The 18,280-nt window shown below is 68.6% G+C and carries 19 protein-coding genes and 1 tRNA gene; 7 read left to right on the top strand and 13 right to left on the bottom strand.

Translation table 11 applies throughout. The features are described 5' to 3' along the window. Positions 1 to 50: 50 nt before the first annotated feature. The 6 genes from BKA02_RS06335 to BKA02_RS06310 form a co-directional block, all read right to left on the bottom strand. Positions 51 to 509 (bottom strand): heat shock protein transcriptional repressor HspR, encoded by a 459-nt coding sequence (locus BKA02_RS06335; RefSeq protein ID WP_179432329.1) that lies wholly within the window; start codon positions 507 to 509, stop codon positions 51 to 53. A gap of 6 nt (positions 510 to 515) precedes the next feature. Then, a complete protein-coding gene (locus tag BKA02_RS06330; protein WP_179432327.1) occupies positions 516 to 1,502 on the bottom strand; it encodes a DnaJ C-terminal domain-containing protein in 987 nt (328 codons plus the stop codon). A 10-nt stretch (positions 1,503 to 1,512) separates the two neighbouring features. Next, positions 1,513 to 2,157, bottom strand: coding sequence for a nucleotide exchange factor GrpE (locus BKA02_RS06325; protein ID WP_179432325.1), 645 nt, complete (start codon positions 2,155 to 2,157; stop codon positions 1,513 to 1,515). Continuing rightward, complete coding sequence (dnaK, locus tag BKA02_RS06320) at positions 2,157 to 4,019, bottom strand: molecular chaperone DnaK (RefSeq protein WP_179432323.1); 1,863 nt, start codon at positions 4,017 to 4,019, stop codon at positions 2,157 to 2,159. The genes BKA02_RS06325 and dnaK overlap by 1 nt, the downstream gene beginning before the upstream one ends. A gap of 136 nt (positions 4,020 to 4,155) precedes the next feature. Continuing rightward, complete coding sequence (locus BKA02_RS06315) at positions 4,156 to 4,476, bottom strand: PIN domain-containing protein (protein WP_179432321.1); 321 nt, start codon at positions 4,474 to 4,476, stop codon at positions 4,156 to 4,158. Further along, positions 4,473 to 4,934, bottom strand: a complete 462-nt coding sequence (locus BKA02_RS06310) for a DUF3817 domain-containing protein (RefSeq protein WP_179432319.1) — start codon at positions 4,932 to 4,934, stop codon at positions 4,473 to 4,475. Before BKA02_RS06310 ends, BKA02_RS06315 begins: the two co-directional genes overlap by 4 nt. Before the next feature lie 88 nt (positions 4,935 to 5,022). Here BKA02_RS06310 and BKA02_RS06305 point away from each other — a divergent pair, with 88 nt between their 5' ends. Beyond that, positions 5,023 to 5,298, top strand: coding sequence for a hypothetical protein (locus BKA02_RS06305; protein ID WP_179432317.1), 276 nt, complete (start codon positions 5,023 to 5,025; stop codon positions 5,296 to 5,298). 26 nt (positions 5,299 to 5,324) lie between these two features. Here the strand turns inward: BKA02_RS06305 and BKA02_RS06300 are convergent, their stop codons facing one another. Continuing rightward, on the bottom strand, positions 5,325 to 5,897 hold the full coding sequence (locus tag BKA02_RS06300; RefSeq protein ID WP_179432315.1) for a hypothetical protein: 573 nt from the start codon (positions 5,895 to 5,897) through the stop codon (positions 5,325 to 5,327). A 154-nt stretch (positions 5,898 to 6,051) separates the two neighbouring features. On the opposite strand from BKA02_RS06300, the gene BKA02_RS06295 reads away from it, so the two are divergent. Continuing rightward, positions 6,052 to 7,557: a nucleobase:cation symporter-2 family protein gene (locus tag BKA02_RS06295; RefSeq protein WP_179432313.1), complete on the top strand. Its 1,506-nt coding sequence runs from the start codon at positions 6,052 to 6,054 to the stop codon at positions 7,555 to 7,557. A 141-nt stretch (positions 7,558 to 7,698) separates the two neighbouring features. Next, on the top strand, positions 7,699 to 9,144 hold the full coding sequence (locus BKA02_RS06290) for an MFS transporter (protein WP_179432311.1): 1,446 nt from the start codon (positions 7,699 to 7,701) through the stop codon (positions 9,142 to 9,144). A 72-nt stretch (positions 9,145 to 9,216) separates the two neighbouring features. Here BKA02_RS06290 and BKA02_RS06285 read toward each other — a convergent pair whose 3' ends face one another. Then, the gene (locus BKA02_RS06285) at positions 9,217 to 9,747 is read right to left on the bottom strand and encodes a MarR family winged helix-turn-helix transcriptional regulator (protein ID WP_179432309.1); all 531 of its coding nucleotides are present in this window, start codon (positions 9,745 to 9,747) and stop codon (positions 9,217 to 9,219) included. 86 nt (positions 9,748 to 9,833) lie between these two features. On the opposite strand from BKA02_RS06285, the gene BKA02_RS06280 reads away from it, so the two are divergent. Then, positions 9,834 to 10,529 (top strand): MarR family winged helix-turn-helix transcriptional regulator, encoded by a 696-nt coding sequence (locus BKA02_RS06280; RefSeq protein WP_179432307.1) that lies wholly within the window; start codon positions 9,834 to 9,836, stop codon positions 10,527 to 10,529. 66 nt (positions 10,530 to 10,595) lie between these two features. After that, a complete protein-coding gene (locus BKA02_RS06275) occupies positions 10,596 to 11,546 on the top strand; it encodes an AraC family transcriptional regulator (protein WP_179432305.1) in 951 nt (316 codons plus the stop codon). 12 nt (positions 11,547 to 11,558) lie between these two features. Here the strand turns inward: BKA02_RS06275 and BKA02_RS06270 are convergent, their stop codons facing one another. The 3 genes from BKA02_RS06270 to dcd form a co-directional block, all read right to left on the bottom strand. After that, entirely contained in the window at positions 11,559 to 12,773 is a 1,215-nt protein-coding gene (locus tag BKA02_RS06270; RefSeq protein WP_179432303.1) for an MFS transporter, read from the bottom strand. 133 nt (positions 12,774 to 12,906) lie between these two features. After that, entirely contained in the window at positions 12,907 to 13,431 is a 525-nt protein-coding gene (locus BKA02_RS06265; protein ID WP_179432301.1) for a hypothetical protein, read from the bottom strand. Positions 13,432 to 13,433: 2 nt separating this feature from the next. Further along, positions 13,434 to 14,039 (bottom strand): dCTP deaminase, encoded by a 606-nt coding sequence (gene dcd, locus BKA02_RS06260; RefSeq protein WP_179432299.1) that lies wholly within the window; start codon positions 14,037 to 14,039, stop codon positions 13,434 to 13,436. A 130-nt stretch (positions 14,040 to 14,169) separates the two neighbouring features. Here dcd and BKA02_RS06255 point away from each other — a divergent pair, with 130 nt between their 5' ends. Both BKA02_RS06255 and BKA02_RS06250 read left to right on the top strand, forming a co-directional pair. Beyond that, complete coding sequence (locus BKA02_RS06255) at positions 14,170 to 15,525, top strand: threonine/serine exporter family protein (protein ID WP_179432297.1); 1,356 nt, start codon at positions 14,170 to 14,172, stop codon at positions 15,523 to 15,525. Positions 15,526 to 15,569: 44 nt separating this feature from the next. After that, positions 15,570 to 15,640, top strand: a tRNA-Gly gene (locus BKA02_RS06250). A gap of 106 nt (positions 15,641 to 15,746) precedes the next feature. Here the strand turns inward: BKA02_RS06250 and BKA02_RS06245 are convergent. Together BKA02_RS06245 and BKA02_RS06240 are read right to left on the bottom strand one after the other, a co-directional pair. Further along, a complete protein-coding gene (locus BKA02_RS06245) occupies positions 15,747 to 16,706 on the bottom strand; it encodes a YhfZ family protein (RefSeq protein ID WP_179432295.1) in 960 nt (319 codons plus the stop codon). Between the two features lie 56 nt (positions 16,707 to 16,762). Then, positions 16,763 to 18,157 (bottom strand): FAD-binding oxidoreductase, encoded by a 1,395-nt coding sequence (locus tag BKA02_RS06240; protein WP_179432293.1) that lies wholly within the window; start codon positions 18,155 to 18,157, stop codon positions 16,763 to 16,765. Between the last annotated feature and the right edge of the window lie 123 nt (positions 18,158 to 18,280).

Below are 18,280 nucleotides of genomic sequence, written 5' to 3'. Positions count from 1 at the left end.
GCAGGAAGGGTTCGGGCGGGACGGGTTTCGGCGGGAAGGATGCGGGGCGATCAGTCCCGCGACGAGTCGTCCGGATCATCGGCGGGCGCCCGACGCGGGCGCCACAGCACGATCTCGGTGGAGCGGCGGATGCGCCGGCCCGACGGCACGGTGACGATCGAGCCCTCCGCTCCGGCGGCAAACACGCGCACTCCGGGACGGTTCTCCCGCTCGCGGCGCAGCTCCTGTTCGAGCTCGGCGACGCGACGGCGAAGATGACGCGCCTCGTCTTCAAGGTCGAGCAGCCGGGCGATCGCCGGCAGGCTCATCCCCTCGCTGCTCAGCTGCGCCACCTCGCGCAGCTGAGCGATGTCACGTGTCGAATACCGCCGCGATCCGCCCCGCGTGCGCCGGGGCACGACGAGGCCGATGCGGTCGTACTGCCGCAGCGTCTGCGGATGCATGCCCGCCAGCTCGGCGGCCACGGCGATGGCGAACACCGGGGTGTCGGCATCCATGTGCTCAGCCATTGTCGATCATCCCCGCGCCTTCGACATCAGGTCGGCGCGCGGGTTCTCGGCGGGCGCGGCCTCACGGAAGCGCTCCAGCGCCTCCTTCGCCGCGGCGTCGAGGTGCGAGGGAACGGCCACCTCGAGCTGGGCGAGCAGGTCGCCCGTGCCCTTGGTCGACTTCACGCCACGGCCCTTGACCCGGAGCACGCGGCCGGAGGGCGTACCAGGCGCCACCTTGAGCTTGACCGGATCGCCGCCCAGCGTGGGCACCTCGATCGTCGCACCCAGCACGGCCTCGGTGAAGGTCACCGGCACCGTCACACGCAGGTTGAGCCCATCACGGGTGAACACCGGATGCGGGCGCACCGTGACGAGCACGACGATGTCGCCCCTCTCCCCGCCGTCCGGAGACGGCCGGCCGCGGCCGCGCAGACGGATCTTCTGCCCGTCTTTCACCCCCGCCGGGATCTTGACCTTGAACGGCTTGCCGTCCTCTCCCTGCAGCGTGATCGTGTCGCCGTTCACCGCCGTGGCGAAGTCGAGCGTCGTACGCGCGGTGACATCGGCGCCGCGCTGCGGACCGCCGAAGCCGCGGTAGCCGCCGCTGGACTGCCCGAACCGGCCCGAGCCGAAGGATCCGCCCCCGCCGCCCTGGTTGAACATCGAGAAGATGTCGTCGAAGTTCGCGTTGCCCTGCCTGCCCTGGTTGAACATGCTGAACACGTCTTCGAAGCCGCCACCCCCGCCGGAGCCGCCCGCGGTGAACCGTGCACCGGATCCCATCGCGCGGATCTGGTCGTACTCCGTACGCTGCTCCTTGTCGCTGAGCACGGCGTACGCCTCGCTGATCTCCTTGAACTTCGCCTCCGCGGCGGTGTCGCCCGGATTCGAGTCGGGATGGTACTTGCGCGCCAGCTTGCGATACGTCTTCTTCAGATCCGCATCGGAGACGTCTTTGGAGACGCCGAGGATCTTGTAGAAGTCCTTGTCGAACCAGTCCTGGCTAGCCATCGATCACCCCTCAGTCGGCGGGAACCGCGACGACGACCTTCGCCGGGCGCAGCTCCACGCCGCCGAGGCGGTAGCCGACCTCGACGACCTCGAGGATCGTCGCCTTCTCGGCACCGGGAGTCGGCTGCTGGAAGATGGCCTCGTGCTGCTGCGGGTCGAACTCGTCGCCCGCGGCGCCGTATGCCTCCACCCCCAGGCGCTCCACGACCGAGCGCACCTTGTCGGCGATCACGGCGAAGGGCGTGCCCTCCACGAGGTCGCCATGCTGGCCGGCGCGGTCGAGGTCGTCGAGCACGGGCAGCAGGCCCTTCGCCGCCTCGCCCTTGGCGCGCTCGATGTCGATCGCGCGCTGCTCCTCGGTGCGCCGGCGGTAGTTGGCGTACTCGGCCTGCAGGCGCTTGAGGTCTGTCAGCAGCGCGTTCTCGGCATCCGCGAGTGCGGCGTCCTCCGCCGCGGCCTCCGGCGTCTGCTCGCTGGCGAGGATGTCGTCCACCGTGAGCTCGTCATCCGCGCCCTCGCCGTTCGTGCCCTCATCGTTCACGCTCTGGCCCGCGGCGTCCGTCTCCGGATCCGGCGCGGGGCCGGAGGCATTCGCCTCCGACCCCTCACGCGGCTCCTCGACGGGCTCGTTCTCGTCGAAGTGCTTGTCGGTCATTACTTGCTCTCGTCCTCGTCCTCGACGACCTCGGCGTCGACGACATCCTCATCCGCGGAGCCCTCCTCGGCCGGTGCGCCCTCGGGCGCCCCGCCGGCGGCCTGCGCATCGGCCTGGGCCTGCGCGTAGATCGCCTCGCCGAGCTTGGTCTGCGACTGGTTGAGCTTGTCGAACGCGGTCTTCACGGCGTCGTCGTCCTCGCCGGCCAGGGCCGTCTTGAGGGCCTCGACGTCCGCGGCGACCTCGGTCTTGACGTCTTCGGGCAGCTTCTCGTCGTTCTCAGTGAGCAGCTTGTCGATCGAGTACGCCAGGCTCTCGGCCTGGTTGCGCACCTCGGCGGCCTCGCGGCGCTTCTTGTCGTCGGCGGCGTTCTCCTCCGCCTCGCGCACCATGCGGTCGATGTCGTCCTTGGACAGCGACGAGCCGCCCGTGATCGTCATCGACTGCTCCTTGCCCGTGCCCTTGTCCTTGGCGGACACGTGCACGATGCCGTTCGCGTCGATGTCGAAGGTGACCTCCACCTGCGGCACGCCGCGGGGAGCGGGGGCGATACCGGTGAGCTCGAACGTGCCCAGCGGCTTGTTGTCGCGGGTGAACTCACGCTCGCCCTGGAAGACCTGGATGGCCACCGACGGCTGGTTGTCGTCAGCTGTGGTGAAGGTCTCGCTGCGCTTGGTCGGGATGGCCGTGTTGCGCTCGATGAGCTTGGTCATCATGCCGCCCTTGGTCTCGATGCCGAGGCTCAGCGGGGTGACGTCGATGAGGAGCACATCCTTGCGCTCGCCCTTGAGGACGCCGGCCTGGAGTGCCGCGCCCACGGCGACGACCTCATCCGGGTTGACGCCCTTGTTGGCCTCCTTGCCGGTCTCGCGCTTGACGAGCTCGGCGACGGCGGGCATACGGGTCGATCCGCCCACGAGCACGACGTGCGAGATGTCGCTCACCTTGATGCCGGCCTCGCGGATGACATCCTCGAACGGCTTCTTGGTGCGGTCGAGGAGGTCCTTGGTGAGGTCTTCGAACTTGGCGCGGGTGATCGTCTCGGAAAGCGACACCGGGCCGTTCTCGGTCAGCGACAGGTACGGCAGGTTGACGCTCGTCGAGGTCGACGACGACAGTTCCTTCTTGGCCTGCTCTGCGGCCTCCTTGAGGCGCTGCAGAGCGATCTTGTCACCCGAGACGTCGACGCCGGTGGAGTCCTTGAACTGCTTGATGAAGAAGTCCACGAGACGCTGATCCCAGTCGTCGCCGCCGAGGCGGTTGTCACCGGAGGTGGCGCGCACCTGGATGGTGGAGAAATCGTCGTCCTTGCCCACCTCGAGCAGCGAGACGTCGAAGGTTCCGCCACCGAGGTCGAAAACGAGGATGAGCTCGTCCTCTTTGCCCTTGTCCAGGCCGTAGGCCAGGGCCGCGGCGGTGGGCTCGTTGATGATGCGCAGGACGTTCAAGCCCGAGATCTCGCCGGCCTCTTTGGTGGCCTGGCGCTCGGCGTCGTTGAAGTACGCGGGTACGGTGATGACGGCATCCGTCACGGTGTCGCCCAGGTACGACTCGGCGTCGCGCTTGAGCTTCTGCAAGATGCGCGCGGAGATCTCCTGCGGCGTCCACTTCTTGCCGTCGACGTCGAAGGACCAGTCGGTGCCCATGTGGCGCTTGACCGAGGCGATCGTGCGGTCGACGTTGGTGACGGCCTGGCGCTTGGCGGTCTCGCCGACGAGCACCTCTCCGTCCTTGGTGAAGGCGACCACCGAGGGGGTGGTGCGGAAGCCCTCGGCGTTGGCGATCACCTTGGGCTCGCCACCCTCGAGGACGCTGACGACCGAGTTGGTCGTACCGAGGTCGATACCGACAGCACGTGCCATGTGTTTCTCCTTTGTGAGGTCTGATGAAGTCTGGCGCGACAAACCTGAGTCGCGATGGCTCAAGTGTATGACGCGGGTCGATCCGTGTCAAGGTGAACTTGATATGAACGGGCTCAACTTTGACGGGCCCCGGTCTTCATTCGAACGCGCTGGCGAGACCGTGACAGCGAGCGGCGCGATTCACCTCTGCGTCGAACGACAGCATCCCTGTGAGTCGGTGGGCGATATCCACCGCTGTCGCCAGATGAAGCGCATCGAGGCTGCGCAGACCCGACTGCGATGGCACTGCCCGATCGACGACATCGTCGTCCAGCGCGACGAGTGATATGCGACTCAGAAGTTCATCGACGTGCGCACGGACGATGCCGCGTCTTTGCGAAGCGGCATGAAGTTCGACCTCCAACAAGCGCGACGACACCAAGGGCACGGCGTCCTGGAAGTGCGCGCACGCGATCACTTGCCTCCGGGAGGACCGAGGATGAGCAGGACCGTGAAGATCGCCGCGACGAGGACGGCGATGAGCACGACCAGCACCCACGGATGACGCAGGAACCAGCGCATCGTGCGGTCGTACCAGGTGCGATCACGCGGGTCGGCGGTCTCATCCAGCCGCCAGGAGCCGTCGAGCCGACCGGTGCGGTGCAGCCAGATCTCCACCGGGATGGTCGCGTAGGGCACGATCGCGCTGGCGATCGTGAGCGCCGCGACACCCACACTCCAGCGCTGGTGGAACGCCAGCAGCACGGCCGTCGCGCCATAGGAGAGGAACACGAACCCATGGATGCCGCCGGCGATGGTGACGGCGACGGCCGGGCCGCCGACGGCGCGGATGACGAGGCCGGCGATCAGCAGGGTCCAGGTGATCGCCTCGGCGACGGCGAGCACGCGGAACAGGCGGGCTGGGGTGGTGAACACGGTTCTCCTCGGGGATGCGGGGCATCCACCAGCCTAGGAAGTCGAGGGCGCGCGCATCGGCGCGATTCGTCAACCTTTCGATGGATCTTTGCCCCGATCGAGGCCGATCGTGCCGCTCGACGGCGGTTTCGTGCGCCCGGAGTGGTCGCTGGACACCTCCTTCCTCGCCGGACTCTCGCCCGCGCAGGATGCCGATGGGCACCTCGTGACCGACGGGTCGGGTCGCACGAGCGAGCCCGGGCTGCATGCGGCGGGCGACACCGCCTCGCCGGGGCCGCAGCAGCTCATCGTCGCCGCCGGCGCCGGCGCGCACACGGCCGCCGTGCTCATCCACGACACCGTCGGCATCACGACCGCCCACTGACACGAACGCTGCCCGGTCAGCACCGATCAGGCGGTGCGGGCGGCCGTGATCAGGGCGCGCAACGGTGCGGGGATCGCCGCCGGCGCGAGCACCGTGACGATATCGGCGGCGAAATGCGTCTTTCGTCCGCCCGCCGTGCCCGCGAAGCGGTGCAGCTGCGCCTCGACCGACCGCACCCGCTGCGCCGGCTGCCCCTGGAACACGCGAAAGCGGGCGAGCTCGCCACGGACATCCAGGATGCGCAGCACGAGGTCGGGCCCCGCGGCGCGGATCACCTCGTCTTCAAGGTCGCGGTCGCAGCCGAAGAACCCCGCCGTCGCCGGATCGGCGCCGAGCGCGAGGCGGCCCGCGTCGACGAGCACCCGTTGCACATGCTCGCCCTCGGAGGCGTCGTAGAGGCCGATCGTGCGCACATCCGCCGTGCCCGCGTCGGCCTCGGCGAGTCTGCGGCGCAGATTCGTGATGCCGCCGAGCACCTCCACGGACACGTCCTGCGGCAGCGGCAGACGCAGCACGCGCGCGGCGGCGGCGAGCGCGCGCCGGTCGCTCTCGCCCTCGACGAGCACGATCGTTCGCCGTGCGCCTGCGGCATCCGTCATGTCCCGACCGTATCGCCGTGCGCGTCGTCGACCCTGAACTGGGGGTTGACCCCGTGCTGTCGACCGCTCTACGATCGCACTCAAATCGAAAACTTTATTCCGCATTGTGGATAGAAACTTTCGAACCGTGGATCGAGGATGATCGGGGCCATCGATGGCAGAGAAGAAGACCGCAGAACGCAACGCGCGACCTGAAGACGCCAGACTCGGCATCCTGCCGAGCTTCGCCTACGGGCTGCAGCACGTGCTCACGATGTACGGCGGCATCATCGCACCGCCGCTCGTGATCGGCCAGGCCGGCGGCATGTCGCAGGCCGAGATCGGCACCCTCATCGCGTGCGCGCTGTTCATCGGCGGCCTCGCGACCATCCTTCAGACGGTCGGCGTGCCGTTCTTCGGCTCCAAGCTGCCGCTCGTGCAGGGCGTGTCGTTCTCGGGCGTCGCCACGATGCTCGCGATCCAGGGAGACGGCGGCATCCAGGCGGTGATGGGCGCCGTACTGGTCGCCTCCGTGATCGGCCTCCTCATCGCACCCGCGTTCGCGATGATCGTCCGGTTCTTCCCCCCGGTGGTCACCGGAACCGTCATCACCTCCATCGGTCTGTCGCTGCTGCCCGTGGCGGCCGGATGGTCGATGGGCTCCGACAGCACCGCGGACGACTACGGATCGGTCTCGAACATCGGCCTGGCCGCCTTCACGCTGCTGCTCGTCGTGCTGCTGACGAAGTTCGGCACCGCGGCGATCGCGCGCCTGAGCATCCTGCTCGCCCTGTTCCTCGGCACGATCTTCGCGGTCATCGTCGGCAAAGCGGACTTCTCGCAGGTCGGTCAGGGCGACATCTTCGCCCTGCCGACGCCCTTCGCCTTCGGCCTGCCCACCTTCGACATCGCGGCGATCATCTCGATGCTCATCGTGATCCTGGTGACCTTCACCGAGACCACCGCCGACATCCTCGCCGTCGGCGAGGTCGTGGGCACCAAGGTCGATGCGAAGCGGATCGCCGCGGGTCTGCGCGCCGACATGCTCTCCAGCGCCGTCTCGCCGGTGTTCAACTCGTTCACCCAGAGCGCGTTCGCGCAGAACGTGGGCCTGGTCGCCATCACCCGTGTGAAGAGCCGCTTCGTCGTGGCCGCCGGTGGTGTGATCCTGGTGATCCTCGGCGTACTGCCCGTGCTCGGCCGCGTGGTCGCCGCGATCCCCTCGCCCGTGCTGGGCGGCGTGGGCGTCGTGCTGTTCGGCACCGTGGCCGCGAGCGGCATCGCGACGTTGTCGAAGGTCGACTACCGCAACAACCTCAACCTGATCATCGTCGCCGTTTCGCTCGGCTTCGGCCTGCTACCGCTGGTGCTGCCCGGGATCTACCACGCCTTCCCGAGCTGGTTCTCGGTGATCTTCGACTCGGCGATCAGCTCGACGACGATGATGGCCATCCTGCTGAACATCATCTTCAACCACCTCGTGCGCCGCTCGAACAGCCGTGGCGACCGCAGCGTGTTCGTGGCCGCCGCCACGCGCGCCGTGCCGGAGGAGTTCCTCGAGGCGCTCGAGGAGGGCGACCACTTCGTGGACGGCAAGCTCGTCGACGCCGACGAGAACGAAGTGGAGATCGTGCCCACGGGCACCGTACGGGTCGTGGATCCGCGCGATCCCGCGCACTGACGCCCTCGTACTCCGCTCTGTCTCCACGGAGCCCCGCGCCGCCTCGTCGGAGGCGCCCGACCGCCGATGACCGGCCTCGGGTGCTCCGGCGGGGCGGCGCGCCGCTACCGCCCGTTCACCCGGTGAGGCCAGACTTCGAGCATGAGTGCGTCCGAGCATCCCGCCGAGGATCCGATCGACAGCCCGCGCCCGCCCGTGCCGGGGGCCACCGCCGACAGCGGTGCGGTCGCCGTGATCGGGCTCGACCTGCGCGGCGACGAACAGGCCAGCAAGAAGCAGATCTACTCGTGGGCGCTCTGGGACTGGGCGACGCAGCCGTTCAACACCGTCATCCTCACCTTCATCTTCACCGCGCTGTACCTCACGACCGACGCGTTCCTGCCCGCCGACATCGCCGCACTCGACGACAAGGATCCCGTGAAAGAGGCCGCCATCGCGGGCCTGACCAGCGGACTCGGTCTCGGGTCGACGATCGCGGCGTTCGCGATCCTGCTCATCGCCCCCGTGCTCGGCCAGCGCGCCGACGCGGCGGGACGGCAGAAGCTGTGGCTGGGCATCGGAACCGGCGCGCTCGTGGTCTGCATGTTCGGACTGTGGTTCGTCGAGCCCGTGCCCACCCTGTTCTGGCTGGGCGTCGCGCTCATCTCGGCAGGCGCGGTCTTCGGCGAGATCGCCGCGGTCAACTCCAACGCCATGCTCATCGGCATCGCCAATCCGAAGACGGTCGGGCGCATCTCGGGGCTGGGCTGGGGCTTCGGCTACATCGGCGGGATCATCGCGCTGGTGATCGTCGTCATCCTCGACACTGTGCACTGGTTCGGGATGTCGACCGACAACGGACTCCCCTTCCGCCTCATCGCCGTCGGATGCGCGGTGTGGGCGATCGTGTTCTCCATACCGATCTTCCTCAACGTGCCCGAGCCCTCGCTGGGCAGACCCGATCGGCAGGTCGGTTTCTTCGCCTCGTACGGACTGCTCGTCAAAGACGTCATCGGCCTGTACCGTGCGCCCGAGACGCGCCCCACGTTCTGGTTCCTGCTCTCCAGCGCCGTGTTCCGCGACGGGCTGGGCGGGGTGTTCGCCTTCGGGGCCGTAATCGCGAAGGCCGTCTTCGGATTCGAGTTCATGGAGCTGGTGCTGTTCGGCATCGCCGCCAACCTCATCGCGGGCGTCTCCACGATCATCGCCGGGCGGTTCGATGACCGCTTCGGACCCAAACGTGTGATCCTCACCGCTCTGGCCAGCATGGTGGTCGCCGGACTCGCCGTGTTCCTGCTCGTCGACACCGGCAAGACGGTGTTCTGGATCGGCGGGCTGATCCTGTGCGCCTTCGTCGGGCCGGCGCAGGCGGCGGCCCGCTCGTTCCTCGCCCGGGTGACCCCGGCGGGGCGCGAGGGCGAGATCTTCGGGCTGTACGCGACCACGGGCCGCGCGGCGAGCTGGATGGCGTCGGGGACCTGGACTCTGCTCATCGTGCTCACCAGCGCGACGGCGTTCGGCATCCTCGGCATCGTGCTCGTGCTGCTGATCGGCCTGCTGCTGCTCCTGCCCGTGAAAGAGCGCGCCGGAGCAGGCGACCCGCGGTGAGAAATCCGTTTCTGCGCGAGAAACCCCGTCGGAGCGGGTTTCTCGCGCAGAACGGGGTTTCTCAGGCGACGCTCAGCGCCAGTTGTCGGCGAGCTTGGTGAGCAGGCGCGCGAGCTCGGCCTGCTCAGCCTCGGTGAGCGCCTCCAGCGCCGCGCCCAGCGCCTCGCGCCGCTCCCCGCGCACGCTGCGGAAGAGCCTGCGACCGTCATCGGTGAGCACGATGCGCGTGCGCCTGGCGTCGTCGGGGTCGGCCTCGCGTCGCACCCATCCGCGCTCGACCCCCTGCTGCACGAGGCGGGATGCGCGGGGCTGATCCACCCCGATCGCCTCGGCGAGCGCGCTCACGCTGAGCGCCTCCTTCGCGAGCGCCTCCAGCATCCGGAGCCGGGCCGGGGCTCCGTGGCGTCCGGCATCCGGACCCCAGGGGCCGCCGCGACCGCTCGCGGGGCCGGGGCCGCGACCGCCGAACCCGTGATGCGGGTGGTGGCCGTCGTGCCCATGCGGCCCGCCGGGGCGGCCGGGTCCGAACATCCCCCGCGGGCCGCGGCCGCGCAGACGGGCGAGAGCGGTGGCGATGGCGTCGATCGGATCGGGGGCGGTCATCCCCCGATTTTACATGCGACTTGACATGCATCCATCTTCTATGTCACACTGCATGTACATGACAGATGACAAGTAAAGGACTTCCCATGAACAGCGAAGACAACATCACCCCCCAGACCACTTCCTCTTCCCGCCCGTTCGGCTACTGGATCAAGGCCGTCGACCGGCTCATGGCCGCCGAGTTCGCGACCGCCTTCGAGAACGAGGGCGTCACCCGCCGCGACTGGCGGCTGCTCAACCGCGTCGACGGATCAGTCGACACCGGCCGCCCCGTGCACCCCGCGAAGCTGCGGCGTCTCGTCGCACTCGGCTGGGTCGACGCCGACGAGCTGACGCTGACCGACGCGGGTCGCACGGCCAAGGAGCGCCTCGCCGCCATCGTCGACGGCATCCGCTCCCGCGTGGCCGGAGCCGTGGAGCCCGAAGAGTTCGAGGCCATGACCTCCGCCCTGCAGAAGATCGCCCGCGAGTTCGGCTGGGAGGAAGGAGCCCGGCTCCCCCGCCCGCGTCGCCACGGCGCGCGTCACCGTCGAGGCCGCGACGACCACCGCCACGGTGGTCGCCACTCGCACCGCGCGCAGCACGCCTGCCACGGTGAGCACGGTGAGCACCCCCGCCGCCGCGACGAGTTCGACGGATTCGCACCCGGTTTCGGACCCCGCGGATTCCGAGGGCACCGCGGGCACGGCGCGCCGCACGAGCACCACGACGATCCCCGTCGCGGTGTCGGCGGACGCCCGTTCCAGGGCCCGCGCCACATCCACCTCCACTTCAACGGCTGAGCGCTCGCCCGTCGTCGTGCACGGCACCCGCGGAATAGCCGCCGTTCGCGCACGGTTCGCCTCTGCATGACCACGACGATCGACCGCCCGGCCGCGCCGCTCGACCGCGACGGCGTGGATGCCGTGCTCGCCGCCGTGGATGTGCGCATCCGCCGCCAGCAGCGCGTCTCGCTCGCCGCGGGCGGCGTCCTTCCGCTCGGCACCGACGGGCTCAGCGTCGTCTTCGTGCTCTCCGGCGCTCTGCACGCCGATCCGATCGAGAAGGCACGCCGAGTGCGCACCGCTCACGCCTCGCGGGGCACGCACGCGAGCGTGGTGTGCGACGGCGGTGCGGCGCTGTGGGTGCCCCAGCTCGCCTCCGGCGACATCGCGCTGTCGCTCGGCAGGCGCCCGCTCGTGATGAACGCCGAGACGGATGCCGAGCTGCTCGTGTCGAGCATCGAGTTCCCGACCGGCGCCGAGCACATCGCGGATCTGCTGCCCGATGTCGCGGCCGTGCAGCGCTTCGAGCAGCTCGAACCCGCCGCGGCGGCGATCGCCCGCACGATCGAACCCGACGGCCCGTTCGCCCGCGAGGGCGATCAGGTGATCTGCCGCCTGCTGATGCGCACGCTGCTCGCGTCGATCATCCGCGCCTGGGCCGGTCATGGCTGCGCGCCGGAGGGCTGGCCCTCGCTGTCGAACGATCCGTTCCTCGACCGGGTCGTGGCGGCGGTCGAGGCCGACCCCGGACACGACTGGACCGTGGAGGGCCTCGCCTCGGTGGGCGCGATGTCGCGCTCGGTGTTCGCCGAGCGCTTCCGCAGTGCGTACGGCCGTTCCCCGGGCAGCTACGTGGCCGAAGTGCGGATGCGCGCGGCGCAGGAGCTGCTCGAGCGCGGGCTCGGCGTGAGCGCGGTGTCGCGGGAGCTGGGATACGGATCCGACGAGGGCTTCAGCCGCGCGTTCCGCCGCCACACCGGCCTCACCCCGTCGGCCTGGCGCACCTCGCGCACCGCCTTCCTCGCCACGGCCTGAGGTCGGACCCGCTCAGGAGCCCCGCTTCGCCGACGCACGGTTCGAGAGCCCGAAGAGCGCCGCGCCCGCGACGAGCGCCACCGCGCCGGTCGCATACACCGCCTCGACGCCGAGGCCGTCGATCAGCAGACCTCCCAGTCCCGCGGCGAGCATGATGGCGCCCTGGAATCCGACGACGACGATGCTCCCGCCCGCCTCCAGCCGATCGGGCATGCGGTGCCCGACCCAGGTGTTGACGATGAGGATCCACGACGAGAAGAAGAAGCCCCACACGAAGGCGACCGCCGCCACCGTCCACGGCGAAGCGGCGCCGAGGATCACACCCAGTGTCGCCACGGCGATGACGAGCGGGGTCGCGACCGCGAGCATCCGGTAGGTGCGGTCGATGACGAGGCCGATCGCGATGTTGCCGATGAATCCGCCGGCGCCGAACACCGACAGCAGCAGGATGACCGTTCCGGCATCGATCGGTGCGCCGTCGGCCTGCACGCGGTCGAGGGCGAGGCGGATGTACGTGTAGGCGAGGAAGTGCCCGAACACGACGAGCACGTGTCCGGCAAGACCCAGGGCGATGCCCGGACGGCGCGCGGCCTCGACGAGCGTCGAGAGGCGGGCCGCGCCGTCGGCGGGCACCGAGGGCAGCAGCGCCCGCAGCGCGATGGCCAGCAGCAGCGAAGCCGCGGCGGCGAGGGCGAACACGGTGCGCCAGTCGAGCAGCTCGCCGAGCATCACCCCCAGCGGCACCCCGGCGACGGTGGCCAGCGATGCGCCGGCCGAGGTGAACATGACCGCGCGGCCGAGCCTCTCCTGCCCCGCGATGCGGGCGGCGACGGTGATCGACATGGCCCAGAACCCGGAGATCGCCGCTCCGAGCAGGAGACGTGAGACGAGCACGAGCGGCAGGTTCGGGGCGATCGCGACGACGACGTTCGAGACGGCTGCGGCGAGCGCGAGCCCCACGAGCAGGCGGCGTCGATCGAGGCGGGGGAAGACGAGTCCGACGGTCGGTGCGGCGATGAGCCCGGCGAGCGCTGTGACCGTCACCATCTGCCCGGCTTGCCCGGGGGTGACGCGCAGCGCGGTCGAGATGTCGGTGAGCAGTCCGTTGGGCAGGAACTCGGCGGTGACGAGCAGGAAGCTCATCGTCATCATCGCGATGAGCGCGCCGTACGGCAGTCGCGGGGTGCGTGTCGTCATCGCGACGGGAAGGGGTGCGGTCGTGGTCATGATTCCAGCCTCATGTGCCTGGGGCCGGCGCACCCGACCGTGCGTCTTCGCGATCCGACCGATCGTCCGGAGTCCTCGAGCACCGGATCCGCGCGCGGCGGATCGACGAGCACCGGATCGAAGAGCGCCGGGGTTATGCCAGTCTGCTGAACACCACGGGGGTGAGCACGACGAGTGCGACCACGGCGGCGCCGAGAAGCACGAGGCCGGCGACGACGAGGATGCCCGTGAGCACGGCGCTGCGCCGAGCCTGCACGGCATCGTCGGCCGCCGTCGTGTCGACGTAGGTCGTGACCGCCGACGCGGGGATGCCGGGGTCGCGCACCACGGGAACGAAGGGGTCGCGGCGCGGGCGGTCGGAGCGCATCCTCGGGAGGGGGCTCGAGGCGCCCTCCGCGGCCGCCTCGACGTCGATCTCCGGAGGAGGAACCTCGAACGCTTCGACCTTCTGGGCCGAGACCTCGGGCTCGGGAATGACGGGCTCCGGGATGTCGGGTTCCGGGATGTCGATGTCGGGAACCACGGCCTCGGCGATGTCGTTCGCGGGGAGGCCGGGCACCGGGGCGGCGGACTCCGCAGGAGCAGACTCCGCCGCCGTCGACGCCGCCGCATCCGCGGAACCGGCTCCGGCTCCGCTCTCTCCGCCGTCGTTGCGCATGGTCAGCCTCCTGCGGATCCGAGGTCGGTGGTGCCCACATCCGTGCGATGGAAGTTCTGGAACGAGCGCGAAGCCGTCGGCCCGCGCTGGCCCTGGTAGCGATTGCCGTAGGTGCCGGATCCGTAGGGGTGCTCGGCGGGCGAGCTCAGGCGGAAGAAGCAGAACTGCCCGATCTTCATGCCCGGCCACAGCTTGATCGGCAGGGTGGCGACGTTGGCGAGCTCGAGCGTGACGTGCCCTGAGAACCCCGGGTCGATGAAGCCCGCCGTGGAGTGCGTGATGAGACCGAGCCGACCCAGCGACGACTTCCCCTCCAGGCGTGCGGCGATGTCGTCGGGCAGCGTGATCTGCTCGAAGGTCGCCCCCAGCGCGAACTCGCCCGGGTGCAGGATGAACGGCTCATCCGGATCTACTTCGATCAGCCGTGTGAGCTCGGGCTGGTCCTCGGAGGGATCGATGAACGGATACTTGTGGTTGTCGAAAAGGCGGAAGTAGCGATCCAGGCGCACGTCGATGCTCGAGGGCTGGATCATCTCCGGCTCGTGCGGATCCAGGGCGACGCGGCCCGAGGCCAGTTCTGTCCGGATGTCGCGGTCACTGAGAAGCACGGGTTCAGCCTAGTGCGGGCGCCCCCGCGACGCCCCTCCCGATTGCACGGCTTGTCGCCGAGTGCACGACGTCTTTCCCGGAAGAATCCGCACACTCGGCGACAAGCCGTGCGCTCGCGATAATGGAGCCATGAGTCCGGATCATCGCCGTCGGCTGCTCGCCTCGGTGCAGCGCGCGATCCACATGGATCCGTCGCAGGTCGCTCCCACCGAGCACCTGCCCATCGTCGACGAGGCGATGACGGTGCGCATCCTCGATCTCGTCATGCGGATCGGCGACTCTATGCTCGCCCACGGAGCGTCTGCGAACGAGGTCACCAGGGCGCTCATCGATGTCACCACGGCGTTCGGTCTCTCCGGCGTGCACGTCAACATCACCTACACGGCCATCACCGTGGGCTATCACCGCGGTGACCAGGATCGGCCGTTCACCCTGATGCGGGTCGTGCGCGCCACCATCCCCGATCACCGCAAGCTGCAGCGGTTGCAGGCGCTCGTCGCCGAGATCGGCAGCGATCCCAACCTGGATCGCGTGCAGGCGTCGTACCGGGCGATCCGGCGCGCGCCGTTCCTGTACCGGCCGGTCGTCGTCGTGTTCTCGCGCGCGCTGCTCACCGCCGGGGTGAGCATCATGCTCGGCGGATCGTGGCTGCTCACGGCGCTCACCTTCGTCGCGGCCCTGGCCGCCGCGGCCACCCAGGAGTGGCTGACCCGGCTGCGGGTGCCGATCTTCTTCAACCAGATGGTGGGCGGGTTCGTGACCACCGCCGTCGCCGTGCTCGTCTCAGCGCTCGCCGCCGCCGGCATCGAGCCGTTCGACGGAGTGCGCCCGTCGATCATCGTCTCGGCCGGAATCGTGCTCATGCTCTCTGGGCTCACCGTCGTGGGCGCCGCGCAAGACGCCATCGATGGGTTCGCCCTGACCGCGCTCGGCAGGATGCTCGAGCTCACCATGCACACGGTGGGCGTGGTCACCGGCATCCTCGTCGGGCTGGAGCTCGCCCGTGTGCTCGGCTACACGATGGTGCTGCCGAGCGATGCGCCGCCGTTCGGGTCGTTCGTGCAGCAGATCCTCGGCGCCGTCATCGTGGCCGTCGCCGTCGCGGTGTATAACGGATCCGGCATACGGATCATCCTCGTCAGCGCCGTGCTCGGCGCCGTGGCGATCGTGAGCCATTTTCTCGCCACGACCGGTGGGCTGAACGAGGCCGCCGCCTGCGCCATCGGCGCGCTCATCGCCAGCTTCGTCGGCATCCTCATCGCGTACGGCCTCCACGTGCCGTCGATCGCGGTGACGACCGCGGCCATCGTGCCCCTCGTGCCCGGAATGGCGGTGTTCCGCGGCCTCCTCGCCCTCGTGCACACCGACGGCGCCGCCGCCAGCTCGCTCACGCTCGCCGCCGCGATCGGAATCGGCCTCGCCGCCGGAGCATCCATCGGCCTCTTCCTCGGCGCCCGGGTGCGCGCGCGCTTCACCCGACGGTGAGCCGCTCAGGGGTTTGTTATGCTGGCCAGACGCCGCAAGGCCTCGGGGCTGTAGTTCAATGGCAGAACTTCTGCTTCCCAAGCAGACAGCGCGGGTTCGATTCCCGTCAGCCCCTCCGCCTGTCTCTCCCCGCTCCTCGGGCAGACCCGGATTCCAAGCCTGTTCAAGACGCTCTTGAGAGAGTTCAGACCTCCAGAACGTCGACCGTGCGTGCACCACGGCTATGACAATCGTGACGAGGCGTCATCTTCCTCGTTATCGACGGCCAGCCGAAGGAGGCGACTCTGGGCCTTGGCGATGCTGGCCGGCGTGACGTCGCGGATAAGTGCGCTGGCACCGGCGTCCAAGCTACGAGTCACGAGAACTGCCCTCGACACGTCGCGAGTCGCGTCCAGAGTGGCGTCACTGACAGAGCGAACCCGGAGGCCTGCGAGTTGCGGGGAGATGACAGTCGGCATGCTGTGCCAGATCGCTGCATCAACGCGCCCCCGAAGGACTGCCGCGGGACCGGTCACGAATCGTGCATCGACGAACTCCACGTCTAGGTCTGCGAACTCCGTCTCGGTCAGAAGCTGGTGGTCGTGCGACGCACGGTCGATCCCGACCCGGAGGCGACCAGCTGAGTGACCGCCATGTCGCTCCACGACGACGAGGGACCCGGCCGAATAGAACGTCGAATCGCCGAGTACGACTGCTGCCAGGCCGGGGAAGTCTTCCTGGTGCCGTGCGAACGCCGCCGCGGAGACGACAACAGCATCGGTACGTTCGAAGTAGACCTCCTCGAGGCGTCGTCGCGCACCGGCGAGCGCTGAAACCACTACAGGGACTCCCTGGCTGGCAAGAGAACTCTGGACGGTGTCGAGGATTCCCTGTTGCTCGACGGGACCGGGCGGCGGCATGAGGAGAGCGAAGTTCCCAAGATGAGCTTCATTCCACAGCTTTCCCGCGTCACGGCTGACCAGCATCGTTCCCTGGTGCCCGTGTGAGGAGAGACTGATGGCACCATTCGCTTCCAACGCGCGAAGCGCCTTCATCACCGTTCCGGTGCCTGCTCGCACGGTCTGCTGAAGATACTGCACAGTCGGTATGCGCTGCCCGACTTCGCGCGTGAGCAGCACTCGAGCAAGGGTCGATTGCACGTCGCTCGTGTTCCTCACGGAGGAAGCGGGAGCGGTCGGCATGACCCTATTGTTGCCCACCATGCCCTGCGGGCCGGCAAAATCCGTCGTAGCCGTCATCACATGCCGAGCTTGCCAGGGTTGAGGATTCCTTCGGGGTCGAGCGCCGCCTTGATCTTCTGCAGGACCGGGAAGCCGGTTCCGAGGGAGCGTTCCACCCACGCCTGGCGGGCCAGGCCACCGCCATGGTGGTGGGAGACCTCGCCGTCATGGGCGACGACGATCTCCATCGCGGTTGCCCAGATGGTCTCGAGTCGATCAAGTGCTTCTTCGTCGTTGGAGGCGTGCCCGAGGAGGATCATGTACAGGGACGATCCCTGTTCGTAGATGTGCGAGAAGTGACCAAGGACCTCGTCGGCGTACGGAGCGAGCGCTGTCTTGAGCTCGTCGTACATCGCCGGCAGTCGGCTCCACATGTTGGCGATCTCCACTGTTTCCGCGTATCCGCCCGGCGTAGCGAGCAGGTTCTCGACGGTGGAGAAGTCAAAGCGTCTGCCGAGCCACCCACGCACAGGCTCCGCGCCGATAGACGATCCGCCGTGACGCTCGACGATAGAGGTGAGAGCGGCGAACTCCGCTTCGACCACGCCACCCACCCCTTCAGAACCGAGGAACAGCAGTGGAGCATCAGCCGCCGCCCCCGGGGCAGCGTGGCGAGCCTCATCCGCATCATAGAAACGCACGAGGAAAGGCTTGAGCTCAGCCTGTGCGATCTCGCGCATCGCGTCGATGCCCGCCTGGACATCCGGGAGCACGAATGCGTCGATGGAGCGCGCTTCGGCTTGCGCGAACACCTTGAGCGTCACTCCGGTGACGATGCCGAGGGTCCCTTCCGAGCCGATCAGCAGCTGCTTGAGGTCGGGTCCCATCGCCGCCCGCGGCCGCTGCCCGAGCCACGCCACGGTGCCGTCGGCGAGAACGCACTCGTAGGAGATCAGAAGGTTCTCGATGCCGCCGTACTTCGATGAGAACTGACCGGTCGCCCGCGTCGCCACCCAGCCGCCGAGGGTGGAGCGGTACAGGGACTGGGGAAAGTGGTTGAGGGTGTAACCGCGCTCGTTCAGCCACGTTTCCAGGTCGCCGCCCATTACTCCCGCGGGGACGGTGACTGTGGCGTCGACCTCATTGAGGCTGGGTTCTCCCACCAGTCCGGACGTGTCCAGAACGATGCCGCCGCGCATCGGAAGCGGCTGGCCCGTGACCGAGGACCCGAGCCCACGGGCGGTGAGAGGAGTCTTGGATTCCCTCGCGATGTTCACGACCGACTGGATCTCCTTGACGCTCCTCACTCGCACCACCATGTCGGGGCGGTACGGGTGCCGGCCGAGCTTCTGCCACACCGTCGCAACCGGCCACGTGTCGTGGCTAGCGGCGTCCCGTACAGAATCGGCCGTGAGGACGGCGTCGACGCCGAGCGCATCCACGAGCGCGCCCGTCGCAAGAGTGGTGGTCATGACGGAACTCCTTCGTTGGTCGATGGACTCACTTTACACAGCTCTCAATATTCAGTCTACTGAATTTTAAGCATCAAACATGTTGTGTTTTAGGCATAACTACGCTTAGCTGGCATCCATCAA

The sequence above is a fragment of the Microbacterium pseudoresistens genome (assembly GCF_013409745.1).
Taxonomy (GTDB): Bacteria; Actinomycetota; Actinomycetes; order Actinomycetales; family Microbacteriaceae; genus Microbacterium; species Microbacterium pseudoresistens.
This window is presented reverse-complemented; position numbering and strand designations above follow the sequence as displayed.